We start from the raw sequence: 14,463 nt of genomic DNA, 5'->3' as shown, positions 1-14,463 counted from the left end.
ATGCCGGATATCCTGACCCTGCCGGCGCTGAACAGACCGCCCAGCAAGGCGGCGCGGCGTGGTGCGCTGGCGGGTCTCGGGGACTGGATGGCGCGGCATCGCGGCGTGATCCAGGCAATCCAGTGGGTGGTCGTGCTGATCTACCTGGTGCTGGTGGCGATTCCGGCCTTCCTGCCGCTGCCGGACAATGCGGCGCATATCTGGACCAATCTGACATTGGCGGCCCAATTCGCCTTCTGGGGCGTCTGGTGGCCATTCGTGCTGCTCAGCATGGTGCTGATCGGGCGCACCTGGTGCGGGGTGTTTTGCCCTGAGGGTGCGTTGACCGAGTTCGCCAGTCGTAAAAGCCTGAACCGCGCGGTGCCGCGCTGGATCACGTGGCGAGGCTGGCCGTTCACCGCATTCGTCTGCACCACCGTCTATGGGCAGATGGTCAGCGTGTACCAGTACCCTGCGCCGGTGCTGGTGGTGCTTGGCGGCTCCACCATGGCCGCGATCGGCGTTGGTCTGGTGTACGGGCGCAATAAGCGCGTCTGGTGTCGCTATCTGTGCCCGGTGAACGGCGTGTTCAACCTGTTGTCGCGCCTGTCGCCGGTCCATTACCGCGTCGATCGGGACGCCTGGGCGGAATCGCAGCGCTTGGGTCAGCAGCCTGCCGCACCCGGCTGCGCGCCGCTGGTACCGATCCGCACCATGCGCGGCGCCGCCGAATGCCATATGTGTGGCCGCTGCAGCGGGTTCCGCGGCGCGATCAGCCTGGAACTGCGCCCGGCCGGCCAGGAAGTGGTGCATGAGCCAGTGCGGTCCAATCCTTGGGACACGGCGCTGATCTTGCTCGGCCTGTTGGGCGTCGCCTCCGGTGCGTTCCTCTGGTCCTCCAGCCCCTGGTATGTCGATATCAAGCAGGCATTGGCGACCTGGCTGATCGACCGGGGCTGGGATTGGCCGCTGAACCACTCGGCACCCTGGTTCGTCCTGACCAACTACCCGGCACAGAATGATGTGCTGACTTTGCTCGATGGCGCGCTGATGCTGGGTTTCATCGGCGCCGCGGCGGTGGGACTGGGGCTGGCCTTCTATGCCATTCTCGCCATCGGCGTCCGCCTCGCCGGCCCATGGTCCTCCGCTCGGTTTCACCATTTGGCGCTCAGCCTGATCCCGACGGCGGGGGCCGGGGTGTTTCTGGGGCTTTCCGCCAATACGGTGACCTTGCTGCACGCGGAACAGATCGATATCCCGATGCTGGTGCTGGCGGACCTGCGCGCGGCACTGATCGCAGGTGCCGCGGCGTGGTCGGTCGGTCTGGCCTGGCGGATTGCCGGGCGGTGGCAGGTGGGTCTCCGCCGGTTTTTCCCGCCCTTGTCGGTCGCCGCTTGCAGTGCCCTCGCCGCCTGCTGCTGGATACTGCTGTTCTGGCTCTGGTAGCACCGTCATCAGCAGCCCGAGCACGACCAAAGGCCTGTCAGGTCTCGACCGGGATCATGGCCAGGCTCATGACGTCATCTGGCCGGGCGGTGCGATCCGGCGGAGTGTCGGCCGGTCAGTGAGACTGATCGCCTGCTGTCAAGGAGCGAGCCTGCCCATGCGTCTCCCCAGCATGGCTGGCAGCGATAAAGTTCCGTGCCAGCGCGTGATACACCCCTTCCGGGCACACCAGCCGGGAAGCGCCGTAGGCGATCGCGGCCGCGACCATCAGCGGCAGGACCATCGCATGGTCGTTCGTCATCTCGGCCACGATGACCACCGCCGTGATCGGTGCCTGAACGACGCCGGTGAAGTAGGAGACCATGCCCAGCAGGATCAGCGCGTTCATCGGCACGCTGGTGAACAGCGACCCGAGGTTGAACCCGATCCCGGCGCCCACCGCCAGCGAGGGCGAGAAGATGCCGCCAGGCACGCCGCTGATAGACGCCAGCGTGGTGGCGGCGAACTTCAGAATGCTGAACGACTGGGGCAGCGAACGTCCGTAGTCCATCACGCCCCGCACCTGTGAGTAGCCGGTGCCGAATACGGTATTGCCGGACGCGATACCGGCAGTTGCGGCCAGCAGGCCGCATATCACGGCGAACCACACCGGATGACGTTTGATGGCCCGGCCGATCGTACCCGGCAGGCCTTTTCCGAAGATGATCAGGATCCGGCTGAACAGCCCTCCGGTCAGCCCACCCGTCACCGCGCACACCGGCAGCGCCATCCATCCCTCGATCCCGTGCAGCGCGACCGAGGTAGTGCCGAAATAGGTGTAGTCGCCGAGGAACATCACGGACGTCAGGCCCGCAACCACAATGCCGCCGATCATCAGGCCGGTGGCCTGCACCTCGAACGCCCGGCTCATTTCCTCGATACCGAAGATGATGCCGGCCAGCGGTGTGTTGAAGGCCGCCGCGATGCCGGCCGAAGCGCCGGCCAGGATCAGGCCTTTCTGCCGCCGTAACGACAAGCCCCCGATCGCGAACATGATGGAGGCGCCGACCTGCACGGTCGGTCCCTCGCGCCCGATCGACGCACCGCATAGCAGGCCGAACAGCGTCAGCAGGATCTTGCCGATGGCGATGCGGATCGAGACCAGTCGCCCGCGCGCCGCCTGGTTCTGCAGGTGCCGAGCGGCAATGGCCTGGGGAATGCCGCTGCCCTGGGAGTTGGGGAAGAACCGCCGGGTCATCCAGGCCGCGACACCCATGCCCAGAGGTGTCACGACAAGCGATGCGTAAGGCCACTGCGCGATCAGGCGGGCGAACAGACTTTGCGCCTGGTCTGCGAGGATCGCCAGGATCACCGCGGCGCCCCCGACCACCACGCCGCCCAGCAGAAAGATCACGCGCCGTTGTGTGCGGACGGACTGGATACGAAGATGCCGTCGGTTACCGAGAAATCGCTTCATCGCGTTCGCTGCCATGATCCTTGATGGCGGCGAGAGATACCGATCACAGATGGATCGGCAAAGGCTCCGGTCGGGAAGGTCAGGGCTGCTTCCCATTGGACGGCTCGTCCCGGATCACCGATGGTCTCGCTGCCGCCCGACCGCTGTCCGCCCCGTTGCGGGTTTCGCGTTGGCGGCGCAGTGTCCGCGCCGAAGCGAAAAGGGGAATTCGCATGCGGATAGCAGTAATCGGTGCCGGCGGCGTTGGTGGTGCATTCGGGGCTGCCCTGGCAAAGGCGGGCGCCGATGTCACCTTCGTGGCGCGCGGCGCGCATCTGGCCGCGATGCGGACGGCAGGATTGCGAATCGAGGGCGGGCGCGGCGAGACGATCATCAATCCCGCGCAGGCAACCGACGATCCTGCGGCGATCGGTGCCGTCGACGTGGTTATGTTCTGCGTCAAGCTATGGGATGTGGAAAGCGCGGGTGCGGCGATCCGCCCCCTCGTCGGTCCCAACACCGCAGTCATCCCGTTCCAAAACGGCATCGATGCGCCGGAGCGGCTGGTGCCGATCCTGGGCAAGCAGGCGGTCATGGGCGGTGTGGCGCAGATCAGCGCCACGATCACCGAACCGGGCGTGATCCGGCAGACCGGCACCTTCATGCGGCTGGTGTTTGGCGAATTGGACGGTGGCCTTAGCGCGCGCGGTGATGCCTTCCTGTCCCTGTGCAAGCAGGCCGGGTTCGACGCGACGCACAGCCCGCGTATCCAGACCGATCTGTGGCTGAAATTCATCCTGCTGGCGACCAATAGCGGCTTTACCGCGGCCACACGCTCCCCGCTTGGGAAGCTTCGCGATGATCCGGATATCGCACCGCTGATGCACCAGGCGATCGCCGAAGTGGCCGCCGTCGGCAAGGCACGCGGTGTGGCGCTGCCGGATGACGTGGTGGAGAGGACCATTGCCGGAACGGCCGCGCTGCCGCCACAGATGATGGCGTCCATGGCGCACGACCTGTTGCGCGGCGGCCGCCTGGAACTGCCCTGGCTGTCGGGCAAGGTCGCATCGCTGGGCCGTGCGCTGGGTGTCCCGACCCCGGTCCATGCGATGCTCTATGCAGTGCTGAAGCCATTCGCCGAGGGAAAGCCCGGTTAACAGTCGTTTGCCGCTATGGAAGCACCTGGCAGGTCAGTGGTGTGCCCGTCAGGAAGCGGTCCAGGTTGCCCCTCACCGTTTCGGCGATGCGCCGCCGGACCGCTTGGCTGCCGATACCGGCCACGTGCGGCGTGATGATGACGTTCGGGCAGGTCCATAGCGGGTGACCCGGCGGCAGTGGTTCCGGATCCGTGACGTCCAGACCCGCCCCGGCCAGGTGTCCGCTGTGCAGTGCCTGCATCAGCGCCCGCGTATCGACGAGGCCGCCGCGGGCGATGTTCACCAGCAGGCCGCCCGGCTTCATTGCCGCCAGCGCGGTGGCGTCGATCATGCCCCGGGTCTCCTCGGTCAGCGCCGCCGTGACGACCAGCGCATCCGCCCGCGCCAGCACGGCGTGCAGATCCGGTGACGCGACGACTGCATCGGCAAGGTCGTCCGCGCGAGCCGAGCGGGCTACGGCAATTACGCGGGCGCCGAAGGCCTTCAGGCGGCGAGCCGTTTCGCGGCCGATCCCGCCATAGCCCAGGACCACGACAGTGGCATCCTCCAGCGTCGCGAGCGGCTGCGGAATCTGCCGGTCGAAGGCATGCAAGATCTGCCGTTCCGCAAGCAGGTGCAAGCGCCGGGTCAGCGCACACAGCAACGTCACCGCATGTTCCGCCACCATCGGCGAGTGGCTGCGGCCGGCGTTGGTGACGACGACGCCGTCCGGCACGCCGTGGAATGAAAATCCGTCATAGCCGGCGGTTGTCAGCTGAATCCACCGCAGCCGCGTGGCCTTTTCCCGGACCAGGGCGGCGATATCGGCGGTGTAGAAGTGGCCGAGCATCACCATCCCGTCGGCCTCTGCCACCATCCCCGCCAAGTCCTGTTTCGAGGCGATGCGGCCGAAGCGGATGGCCGGAACCGCTGACAGCATCGCCGCCAGATAGTCGTCGAGCGGGCTCCACAGCAGGATCAAGGGCGGCATCGATGGACTCCCGGGTAAGGTTGGACGGACATTATGCCATCACGAGGAGGGACCGACATGACCCGGCAAGACCTGCGCGCCCGCGGCGAGGGAACGCTGCGCACGCTATTCGGCGACACGGCACAGACCAAAGGCTTCGCCAACCTGCTGACCGAGGCCGCGTATGGCGGCATCTGGACGCGCGGCGCGCTGGACATCCCCGACCGCCTGGTCTGCGCCATTGCGGCCCTGGCGACCGGCCCCCGGCTGAAGTCGCTGCGCCGGTACCTGAAAGCCGGGCTGGACCATGGCCTGACGACCGAGGCGATCCGCGAAATCCTGGTGCAGGCTTCGCTGTATGCGGGATTTTCAGCGGCCGAGGAGACGCTGGAACTCGCCGCCGAGGTCTTCAGCGCGCGCGGTCTGTCCTTTCCGCCCGATCCGCCCGAGGACGTCCCGCTGGAGGAATTGGACCGCCGCGGCGCGGCGCTGATGGCCCGCCTGCACGGCGCCAGGGCGACGCACGGCTACGCCGCGCCCGACAACAAGGTGACCGGCGCGCTGTATCCATCGGCGATCCGGTATGGCTATGGCGAAATCTGGTTCCGGCCCGGCCTGGATCACCGGCGGCGGGCCCTGGTCGCGGTCGCCGGCTTCACCGCCCTGCGCCTGCCTGAACAAGTCGCGAAGTTCGGCCAATCCGCCCTCAACATGGGCCTGACCACGGCGCAGGTGATCGAGGCCATCATCCAGACCGCTCCGCTGACCGGTTTTCCGCCGGCACTGAATGCGCTGGGGGCGATCGCGCCCCACTTCGGCCGAGGCCCATGAACGCGGAGGCACATGACCAGGGCCCTTGCGAACAAAGCGCCGGGCAGCGGGTGAAAAACCCGCCCGGTGCCGGCTTGTCGGCATTGCCAAGCCGCCGGCGGGTCGCCCATATGGGGGACGATGAACGAACGCCCCAAACGCAGCAGAGCCTACGCGCCGGACCCACGCGCACCCGGCCGCGCCTGCGATTCACCCGGCTGCACCGAGGCTGGCGAATATCGCGCGCCCAAGTCCCGCCGGAACCTGAACGACTATCATTGGTTCTGTCTGGAGCATGTCCGGGCCTACAACAGCGCCTGGGACTATTACAAAGGCATGTCGACGGCCGAGATGGAAGCGCAACTGCGTGCCGATACCTCCTGGCAGCGGCCCAGCTGGCCCCTGGGCCATCTGGGCGCGGCGGCCTGGGATGAGGATGTGCTGCGCGACCCGCTGCATATCCTGCGTGCCGGCCGGGTCAATCGGGCGAAGCAGGCGGAAGCGGAACGCCCGCCGCCCGACCTGCGCGAACCGTTGGCGACCTTGGGCTTGAGCTGGCCGACGACGATGGACGTGGTGAAAACCCGCTACAAGGAATTGGCGAAACGTCACCATCCTGATGCCAACGGGGGCAGCCGCGACGCCGAGGAACGCCTGAAAACCATCAACATCGCTTATGCCCGTGTGCGATCGAAGCTCGGCGCCGATGCGCGCGTCGCCGCCAGCGGATAGGTGACCCGCCTCCGCTCCCCTTGCGCGCTGCGGCGCGGCAGGTAGACTTTCCAGGAATTGTAACAGGAAACGCTGGACTATGAACACGGCCGTCGACATCGCCTCCCCGCGCCCGACCTCGGACATCAGCCTGCCCGACACGAAAGTTTCGGCTCGCGAGGTGTTCGAGCTCGATATCGACATGGAGGTGCCGGCCTTCTCGGTCCGCACGGAGCATGTGCCGGACCTTGATACGTCCTATAAGTTCGACCGGGAGACGACGCTCGCGATCCTGGCGGGGTTCGCATACAATCGCCGCGTGATGATCCAGGGCTACCACGGCACCGGCAAGTCCACGCATGTCGAGCAGGTGGCGTCGCGGCTGAACTGGCCTTGCATCCGCGTGAACCTGGACAGCCATATCAGCCGCATCGACCTGATCGGCAAGGATGCCATCGTTCTGAAGGACGGCAAGCAGGTCACCGAGTTCCGTGAGGGGATCCTGCCCTGGGCTCTGCAGCATGCCTGTGCGCTGGTGTTTGACGAATATGACGCCGGCCGCCCGGACGTGATGTTCGTGATCCAGCGCGTGTTGGAGGTCGAGGGCAAGCTGACCCTGCTGGACCAGAACCGCGTGATCCGTCCGCACCCGTCGTTCCGCCTGTTCTCGACGGCGAACACGGTCGGCCTGGGAGATACCACTGGTCTGTACCACGGCACGCAGCAGATCAATCAGGGCCAGATGGACCGCTGGAACATCGTCGCCACGTTGAACTACCTGCCGCACGCGACCGAAACGGCGATCGTGCTGGCGAAGATGGGTGTCGACGCGACCAAGGACGCGGCGACGAAGAAGCGTGTGGAGAGCATGGTGGCGCTCGCCGACCTGACCCGGGCAGGCTTCATCAACGGCGATATTTCCACCGTGATGTCGCCCCGCACCGTGATCACCTGGGCCGAGAATGCGCGCATCTTCGGCGATGTCGGTTTCGCCTTCCGTGTCACCTTCATGAACAAATGCGACGAGGCGGAACGCAGCACCGTGGCCGAGTATTATCAGCGCTGCTTCAACGAAGACATTCCGACCGGCGGGTTCACCACGCGGAAGTTCACCTGAGGCCGACATGAGCGGCAGCACCCAGAAGGACAACGCACGCGCCGAGGAGTTCAAGCGGGCAACCGCCGGCGTGCTGCGTGCGATCGCCGAACAGCCGGACGTCCAGGTCGCGTTCCAGCCCGGCCCATCCGGTGTGACCGGCAAGCGTGCCCGCCTGCCGCTGCCGACTCGCGCTCTCCCTGCTGCTGAGATGGCCAAGCTGCGCGGCCAATCGGATGCGATCGCCTTGCGCCTGCGCTACCACGACGATGCCGTGCATGCCCAGCGCATGCCGACGCGGCGAGAGGCGAAGGACGCCTACGATGCGCTGGAACAGGTCCGCGTCGAGGTCGTCGGCGCCCGGCACATGGCCGGTGTCAACGCCAACCTGCGCGCCAAGCTGTCCGAGGAGTGCGAGCAGGAAGGCTACGACCGCATGACGCGGAAGGACCAGTTGCCGATCGACAAGGCGCTGGCGCTGCTCGCGCGGGAGAAACTGTCGGGCGAGAAGCCGCCGGAAGCGGCGCAGCGCGTGCTGGACCTGTGGCGTGGCACGCTGGGCGATAATGCCGACCAGGCATTGGATGAGATGCTGGCGGCGCAGGAGGATCAGACCGCGTTTTCCCGTGCCGCCCGCAAGCTGTTGGCGGCGATGGATCTGGCGGAAGCCGAGGTCGATGCCGAACCGGATGACAATTCCGAGGACGGGGAGGACGGCAGCGAGCAATCCGGCCAGCAGGACAATTCTCAGGATGGTGAAGGCCAGTCCGACTCCGAACAGGAGTCCATGCTCGGCGCCCAGCCCGAGGAAATGGAAGGCGAAGCCGCCGACGATGATGGTGCCGACTCCGAGGATGAGGCGGCGGTGGCCGAGGGCGACGATCGTCCCGGCGGTCCGCAGCCGCGCCGCGAACGGCCGAACCCGGACAATGACGCGGTCTATCGCGCCTATACCCGCTCCTTCGATGAAGAGGTCGAGGCCGAGGATCTGTGCGATCCGGATGAGCTGACCCGGCTGCGTCAGCAACTCGATCAGCAGTTGCAACACCTGCAGGGCGTGATCTCCAAGTTGGCCAACCGGCTGCAGCGGCGCCTTTTGGCGCAGCAGACACGGTCCTGGGAGTTCGACCTGGAGGAAGGGCTGCTGGATGCCGGCCGCCTGTCGCGCGTCGTCGTCAACCCGATGCAGGCACTGTCCTACAAGCGGGAGCTGGATACCGAGTTCCGTGATACGGTGGTGACGCTGCTGATCGACAATTCCGGCTCGATGCGCGGCCGGCCGATCACCGTGGCGGCCATGTGCGGCGATATCCTGGCCCGCACCTTGGAACGCTGCGCGGTGAAGGTGGAGGTGCTGGGCTTCACGACGCGCGCCTGGAAAGGCGGCCAGAGCCGCGAAAAATGGGTGCAGGACGGCAAGCCCCGCAACCCAGGCCGGCTGAACGACTTGCGCCACATCGTCTATAAGGCAGCCGACGCACCCTGGCGGCGCGCGCGCAAGAACCTCGGACTGATGCTGCGCGAGGGACTGCTGAAGGAGAACATCGACGGCGAAGCGCTGCTATGGGCCTATCGCCGCCTGCTGGTCCGGCCGGAGCACCGGCGGATTCTGATGGTGATCTCCGACGGCGCGCCGGTGGATGATTCCACGCTGTCGGTGAACCCCGGCAACTACCTGGAGAAGCACCTGCGCGAGGTGATCCGGGATATCGAGAACCGGGACCAGGTCGAGTTGATCGCCATCGGCATCGGCCATGATGTCACCCGGTACTATCGCCGCGCCGTCACCATCGTGGATGCCGAGGAACTCGGCGGTACGATGATGAAGAAGCTGACCGAGCTGTTCGACGAGGATATGGAGGCGGCCTGGGTTCGCGCGGCGGGTGAGCGTGCGGCGCTGGTGATCTGATCGTTTCTTCTTTGTAGCGGGAGTCCGGACGGGCTTCCGCTATTTATTTCTTAGTCGGTCCATTTGACCCGCCCCTGCTGATTATCGCAATCATGTCAACGGTTCGGCCGCGGGCCCGAGGCATGACATTCCGAAAGACCTGTCCTACGCTTCTGTCCAGGCGGGCGCCATCGATCCGCCATGACAAACCGGAGGACACACAACTGTGACGGACCTGGAGAAAACCACGATCAGAAAGGTGGCAAAGCGCCTGCTGCCGTTCATCTTTCTGCTGTACGTCGTCTGCTTGATCGACCGCGTCAATCTCAGCTTCGCTGCTCTGACGATGAACCAGGATCTAGGCCTCAGCCCATACGCCTATGGTCTTGGAGCCTCCATCTTCTTCATTGGCTACTTCGTCTTCGAAGTTCCCAGCAACCTGCTTCTGGAGCGGTTCGGCGCGCGGATCTGGATCACCCGCATCATGATCTCCTGGGGCCTGGCTTCCGCCGCGATGGCGCTGGTCCGCGGCGAGACCAGCTTTCTGATCGTGCGTTTCCTGCTGGGCCTGTTCGAGGCCGGTTTCTTTCCCGGTATGATCCTGTACTTGACCTACTGGTTCCCGAACGCCTACCGGGCGCGGGTGATTGCCGCCTTCATGCTGGCCATTCCGGTTACTGGCGTCATTGGCGGTCCTCTGGCCACCAGCCTTCTTGAACTGCACGGATGGTTCGGACTCGCCGGCTGGCAGTGGATGTTCATCCTCGAAGGGCTGCCCTCGGTCGTTCTCGGCTTCGTCGTGCTCCGTCACATGACGGACCGGCCGTCCAAGGCAGCCTGGCTGACGGCCGAGGAGCGCGGCTGGCTGGAGTCCGTTCTTGAGAAGGAACGGCAGGAGGTGGAGGCCGCGCACAGCCGCCTGTCCCTGTGGCGGGCGCTGGTCGACCTGCGCGTCTTGACCCTGTCCGCCGTCTATATTGGCATCGGAACGGCAACCTATGGCGTGGTCTACTTCCTTCCGCAGATCGTCAAGGGTTGGGGCCTGACCAACCTGCAGACCGGCTTCGTGTCGTCGGTGCCAGATGTCGTTGGTACCGTCGGAATGCTCATCTGGGGTCATTTCTCTGACCGTTCCGCCGATCGGCGCTGGAATGCCGCGGCAGCACTGATGGTCTGCACCATCGGTTTGCTCGCATTGGCGATATTCAATGCGTCCCCCTGGTCGCTGCTGGCCTTGGCGGCCATCTCGGTGGGGCTGAACGCATCTCGGCCGTTGTTCTGGTCCCTGCCCTCGATGTTCCTGAGCCGCACGGCAGCGGCCGGCGGGATTGCGCTGATCAATGCCCTGGGCAATCTGGGCGGGATCGCCGGCCCGACGGCGCTGGGCTGGGTGAAGGAAGTTTCGGGCAGCTTCTCCGGCGGGCTCTATTTCCTGGGGGCCTGCACACTCGCCGCGTCGGTGCTGATCCCGCTGACATTAAGAAATCCCCGTCGAACGGCCCGCACCGTGCAACAGGACACCGTGCAACAGGACATGGCGTAGGCATCCGACACGACCCAGGATATTGCGAAAGGGGGCGTCGTTTCGCGGCGCCCCTTGACTTTTGGCGCATTCATGGCGAAATGCCCATCCATGAACGGGAAATCGCCACCACCTCTCACCGGCTTTCATGAGGCACAGGAGGTGTGGCTTGGCCCCGTACGCAAGGGCCTGCCGCTGGAAGTGGTGGACCGCGCCTTGGCCATGGGACGCGTGACGGTGGCGGAACTGGATCGCCTCGTGCTTCCCCGCAAGACCCTCGACTATCGCCGTAAGCTGGGTACCCTGACGCCGGACCAGTCCGACCGCGTCAGCCGCCTGCTGCGGGTGATCGAGGAAGCCGAGGAAACGTTCGGCGATCCGGCCAAGGCGCATCGCTGGCTACGCCGGCCAACACCGCTGCTGGACAATGAAACGCCTCTTGACCGGCTGGACACCGATATCGGGTCCCGGCAGGTGGAGACGATCCTCGGTCGCATCGCCCACGGCCTGGCGGCCTGATGCAGCTTTGGCGGCTGTGCCGCCGCCCTTACGCCGACCTGTCCGGCGAGGGCGCGCGCCGTTATGGCGGACGCTGGAACAGCCGCGGCCGTCCCGTGGTTTATCTGGCCGACCACCCGGCCCTGGCCGCGCTGGAAGTGCGCGTGCATCTGGACCTGCCCTATGAGCTGTTGCCGGACGACTACGCGCTGATGGGTGTTTCAATCCCGGACGCGCTGATCGAGGATGGCGTTCCCGGCGCCGATACCCAGGCCATCGGCGATGCCTGGCTGACCCAGATGCGCTCGGCGGCGCTACGGGTACCCTCGGTGCTGACGCCGAAGGCGTGGAACGTGCTGCTGAACCCGCGCCATGCCGATGCCGGGCAGGCTGTCGTTACCTCGGTCGAGCCCTTCGGCTTTGATCCGCGCTTATGGGGCCCTCTGGCGGGCAAGGGATAGAGCGCGATCCTCCACGGCGAACGGCGCGTCGACGTGAAATCATGCTCTCAACCGCGCCTAGTTCAGCAGTCTCCGCGCCTCCCGCGCATCCGCGGCGATCTGCGCCTTCAGCGCATCGAGACCGGAGAATTTCACCTCGGCGCGGATGTAGACGTGCAGTGCGACCGTAATCTCCTGGCCATACAGATCGCCGGAGAAATCGAACAGATTCACCTCAAGCCGGCTTTCCGGCCCGGCATTCACCGTGGGACGGCGGCCGATATTGGCGACGCCCTTGTGGTGCAGCCCGTCCTGTGTCCGCACCGTTACCGCGTAGACGCCGCGCGCCGGTTCCAGGTGGCGGCCCAGCGGGACATTCGCGGTCGGAAAGCCGATGGTGCGGCCGCGCTTGTCGCCATGCGTCACCGGTCCGCGGATCGTCCAGGGACGGCCCAACTCGGCGGTCGCCCGTTCCGGATAACCGTCCTGCAGCGCGCGGCGGATACGGGTGGAGGATAGTGGCCCTTGCGCGTCCGTCACCGGGGGCACCAGGGTGACGCCCATACCCAGCGCCTCGGCTCGCGCGGTCAGGAAGCCGGCATCGCCGCCGCGGCGATGACCGAAGGCAAAATCCTGCCCGGACGTCAGATGCCGAGCGCCAAGCCCCTCGTGCAGCACCCGGAATACGAAGTCTTCAGCGGTCATATGGCTGAAGGAGTCATCGAACGGCAGTTCGTAGAGCAGTCGGACACCCAGCGCGGCAAGGGCGTCGGCGCGTTCAGCGGAGAGAGTCAGGCGGAACGGCGGGTCGTCCGGCCGAAAGATCTCACGGGGATGCGGCTCGAAGGTCAGCACAGCCAGCGGCGCCTCCGGCCGGGCGACATGGGCGGCACGGATGACGCTGGCGTGGCCGAGATGGACGCCGTCGAAATTGCCCAGGGCGACGGTGGCGCCACGCGCGTCAGCCGGCAGATCCTGCCAGTGGCGGAAGATGCGCATCAGGCGTGGAACGGCGGCGGGACACAAGACGCGGCGTCGATCACCCGGATTCTCCCTTGCGATTCATCGGCGGCACAGAGTGGCGCGGTTTGGTACGGGCATCAATCGGGCGGGAAGACCGGCCCGGACGGCGCGGCCGAGCGCCGTCTTGGCATTCACGACCTCATGCTATCGAAATACGCCGCCTCTCGAAATGTGCCGCCAACCGCGAGCAGAGTCGGGCATTCAATCAGGCGATCATCCGCGCCGGGCTGGTCCCCGACCGGGAACGCGCCGCATTGCTGCGGACGATGCCGGTGGAGACGATGCCGGTAGAGATGAGACGAAACGCAACATCGCGGCGTGCGTCAAGGCAGCCTACGAGCGGCAGAAGTCCCTTCCCGCCGCCCGCGCAACAACCCCTAAGCCACCCGCACCAACCGCGGCGTGGCCCCCTTCCCCCGAACCTCGGCCTCCTCGTACTCGGCGGCGGCAATGGCGCGGTCGAGCGCCGTACGCAGTTCCTTCGCCGTCTCCAGCGTCAGCTCCACGCCCGCCCGTGCCCCGGCCCCCAGCGCCGTGTTCAGGAAATCCAGCGTGATCACATCCCCCAGCGGGGCGTGGCGTGCATGATCATAGGCCACCACGGTCTGCGTCAGCGGAAACCAATCGTCCCCGCGTTTCGCCATGCCCTCAGCCCGAGCGATCTCGATGATGGAGGTGCACATCGCTCAAATCCTCTCGTTATTTCGCCAGGGTCTTGCCGAAGAAGGCAAAGACCCTTGCCCAGCCATCCATCGCCTGCTCCGGCCGGTACAGCGGGCGATGCCAATAGAAGAAGCCATGGCCGGCCCCGTCATAGCGATGGAATTCATACGACTTGCCAGCCGCCTTCAACGCCGCCTCATGCTGGTTCACCTGTTCCGGGCTCGGCGCGCGGTCGTCATTGCCGAACAGGCCCAGCAGCGGGCAGCTCAGATCCTTCGTCATGTCGATCGGCGCGACGGGCTTCTTGGCGTTCAGCTCGTCCTTGCCCATCACCACGCCGCCGCCCCACAGTTCGACGCAGGCATCCACATCCTTCTTCTGGCAGGCGTAGAGGAAGGCATGCCGCCCACCGGAGCAGGAGCCGAACAGCCCGACCTTGCCGTTGCACTCCGGCTGCGCGCGCATCCATTTCACCGCCGCCTCGGTATCGCCCACCATCTGCGCGTCGGCGATGCCGCCCTCGCCCCGCACCTTGGCGGCGACGTCGTCGGGATTGGCATCGCTGCCGCCACCTTCGCGCTCATACAGGTTGGCGCAGATCGCCATATAGCCGTGATGGGCGAAACGGCGGGTCGTCTCGATGTAGAACTCGCTCCAGCCGGGCAGATGGTGAATCAGAACCACGCCGGGAAACGGGCCGGGTCCGGCGGGCTTTGCCGTGTAAGCCGTGATTTTGGCGCCACCGGCGCCGGTCAGGGTCACGTTCTCACAAGTCATGCCGCGATAGAATGACATGGGTCGTCCTCCAATTCCCTGCGTGTTGGGCCGTCACCGGCCGCCGGCGCC

General features: G+C 66.0%; 14 protein-coding genes. 9 read left to right on the top strand and 5 right to left on the bottom strand.

Annotated elements, in window-relative coordinates; all coding sequences use genetic code 11:
* Positions 1-1,425, top strand: a complete 1,425-nt coding sequence (locus VHC04_RS10075) for a 4Fe-4S binding protein (RefSeq protein ID WP_325680656.1) — start codon at positions 1-3, stop codon at positions 1,423-1,425.
* A 115-nt stretch (positions 1,426-1,540) separates the two neighbouring features.
* Here the strand turns inward: VHC04_RS10075 and VHC04_RS10070 are convergent, their stop codons facing one another.
* A complete protein-coding gene (locus VHC04_RS10070; protein ID WP_325680654.1) occupies positions 1,541-2,818 on the bottom strand; it encodes a chloride channel protein in 1,278 nt (425 codons plus the stop codon).
* Between the two features lie 275 nt (positions 2,819-3,093).
* Here VHC04_RS10070 and VHC04_RS10065 point away from each other — a divergent pair, with 275 nt between their 5' ends.
* Positions 3,094-4,017, top strand: a complete 924-nt coding sequence (locus tag VHC04_RS10065; protein ID WP_325680652.1) for a 2-dehydropantoate 2-reductase — start codon at positions 3,094-3,096, stop codon at positions 4,015-4,017.
* A gap of 13 nt (positions 4,018-4,030) precedes the next feature.
* Here VHC04_RS10065 and VHC04_RS10060 read toward each other — a convergent pair whose 3' ends face one another.
* Positions 4,031-4,987, bottom strand: a complete 957-nt coding sequence (locus VHC04_RS10060) for a D-2-hydroxyacid dehydrogenase (RefSeq protein WP_325680650.1) — start codon at positions 4,985-4,987, stop codon at positions 4,031-4,033.
* 57 nt (positions 4,988-5,044) lie between these two features.
* Here VHC04_RS10060 and VHC04_RS10055 point away from each other — a divergent pair, with 57 nt between their 5' ends.
* The 7 genes from VHC04_RS10055 (at position 5,045) to VHC04_RS10025 (ending at position 11,952) form a co-directional block, all read left to right on the top strand.
* On the top strand, positions 5,045-5,797 hold the full coding sequence (locus VHC04_RS10055; RefSeq protein ID WP_325680648.1) for a carboxymuconolactone decarboxylase family protein: 753 nt from the start codon (positions 5,045-5,047) through the stop codon (positions 5,795-5,797).
* A gap of 120 nt (positions 5,798-5,917) precedes the next feature.
* A complete protein-coding gene (locus VHC04_RS10050; protein WP_325680646.1) occupies positions 5,918-6,508 on the top strand; it encodes a J domain-containing protein in 591 nt (196 codons plus the stop codon).
* A 79-nt stretch (positions 6,509-6,587) separates the two neighbouring features.
* Positions 6,588-7,604 (top strand): cobaltochelatase subunit CobS, encoded by a 1,017-nt coding sequence (gene cobS, locus VHC04_RS10045; RefSeq protein ID WP_325680644.1) that lies wholly within the window; start codon positions 6,588-6,590, stop codon positions 7,602-7,604.
* Positions 7,605-7,611: 7 nt separating this feature from the next.
* On the top strand, positions 7,612-9,492 hold the full coding sequence (gene cobT / locus VHC04_RS10040) for a cobaltochelatase subunit CobT (RefSeq protein ID WP_325680642.1): 1,881 nt from the start codon (positions 7,612-7,614) through the stop codon (positions 9,490-9,492).
* A gap of 205 nt (positions 9,493-9,697) precedes the next feature.
* Entirely contained in the window at positions 9,698-11,014 is a 1,317-nt protein-coding gene (locus VHC04_RS10035) for an MFS transporter (protein ID WP_325680640.1), read from the top strand.
* 90 nt (positions 11,015-11,104) lie between these two features.
* Positions 11,105-11,512, top strand: a complete 408-nt coding sequence (gene parS / locus VHC04_RS10030) for a type II toxin-antitoxin system Xre/ParS family antitoxin (RefSeq protein WP_325680638.1) — start codon at positions 11,105-11,107, stop codon at positions 11,510-11,512.
* The gene (locus VHC04_RS10025) at positions 11,512-11,952 is read left to right on the top strand and encodes an RES family NAD+ phosphorylase (RefSeq protein ID WP_325680636.1); all 441 of its coding nucleotides are present in this window, start codon (positions 11,512-11,514) and stop codon (positions 11,950-11,952) included. Before parS ends, VHC04_RS10025 begins: the two co-directional genes overlap by 1 nt.
* 57 nt (positions 11,953-12,009) lie before the next feature.
* On the opposite strand, the gene VHC04_RS10020 is transcribed toward VHC04_RS10025, so the two are convergent.
* From VHC04_RS10020 to VHC04_RS10010, 3 genes are all read right to left on the bottom strand, one after another.
* Positions 12,010-12,930, bottom strand: a complete 921-nt coding sequence (locus tag VHC04_RS10020) for a bifunctional riboflavin kinase/FAD synthetase (RefSeq protein WP_325680634.1) — start codon at positions 12,928-12,930, stop codon at positions 12,010-12,012.
* A 401-nt stretch (positions 12,931-13,331) separates the two neighbouring features.
* Positions 13,332-13,637 (bottom strand): DUF6295 family protein, encoded by a 306-nt coding sequence (locus VHC04_RS10015; RefSeq protein WP_325680632.1) that lies wholly within the window; start codon positions 13,635-13,637, stop codon positions 13,332-13,334.
* Positions 13,638-13,653: 16 nt separating this feature from the next.
* Positions 13,654-14,412 carry a dienelactone hydrolase family protein gene (locus VHC04_RS10010; protein ID WP_325680630.1) on the bottom strand — a complete coding sequence of 253 codons (759 nt, stop codon included), beginning with the start codon at positions 14,410-14,412 and terminating at the stop codon, positions 13,654-13,656.
* Between the last annotated feature and the right edge of the window lie 51 nt (positions 14,413-14,463).

Source organism: Rhodopila sp., from assembly GCF_035548095.1.
In the GTDB taxonomy this organism is placed as follows: Bacteria; Pseudomonadota; Alphaproteobacteria; order Acetobacterales; family Acetobacteraceae; genus Rhodopila.
This window is presented reverse-complemented; position numbering and strand designations above follow the sequence as displayed.

Coding starts and splice junctions, on each gene's coding strand:
- VHC04_RS10075 (WP_325680656.1), top strand. CDS start 1: ATGCCGGATATCCTGACCCTGCCGGCGCTGAACAGACCGCCCAGCAAG.
- VHC04_RS10065 (WP_325680652.1), top strand. CDS start 3,094: ATGCGGATAGCAGTAATCGGTGCCGGCGGCGTTGGTGGTGCATTCGGG.
- VHC04_RS10060 (WP_325680650.1), bottom strand. CDS start 4,987: ATGCCGCCCTTGATCCTGCTGTGGAGCCCGCTCGACGACTATCTGGCG.
- VHC04_RS10055 (WP_325680648.1), top strand. CDS start 5,045: ATGACCCGGCAAGACCTGCGCGCCCGCGGCGAGGGAACGCTGCGCACG.
- VHC04_RS10050 (WP_325680646.1), top strand. CDS start 5,918: ATGAACGAACGCCCCAAACGCAGCAGAGCCTACGCGCCGGACCCACGC.
- cobS (WP_325680644.1), top strand. CDS start 6,588: ATGAACACGGCCGTCGACATCGCCTCCCCGCGCCCGACCTCGGACATC.
- cobT (WP_325680642.1), top strand. CDS start 7,612: ATGAGCGGCAGCACCCAGAAGGACAACGCACGCGCCGAGGAGTTCAAG.
- parS (WP_325680638.1), top strand. CDS start 11,105: ATGAACGGGAAATCGCCACCACCTCTCACCGGCTTTCATGAGGCACAG.
- VHC04_RS10025 (WP_325680636.1), top strand. CDS start 11,512: ATGCAGCTTTGGCGGCTGTGCCGCCGCCCTTACGCCGACCTGTCCGGC.
- VHC04_RS10020 (WP_325680634.1), bottom strand. CDS start 12,930: ATGCGCATCTTCCGCCACTGGCAGGATCTGCCGGCTGACGCGCGTGGC.
- VHC04_RS10015 (WP_325680632.1), bottom strand. CDS start 13,637: ATGTGCACCTCCATCATCGAGATCGCTCGGGCTGAGGGCATGGCGAAA.
- VHC04_RS10010 (WP_325680630.1), bottom strand. CDS start 14,412: ATGTCATTCTATCGCGGCATGACTTGTGAGAACGTGACCCTGACCGGC.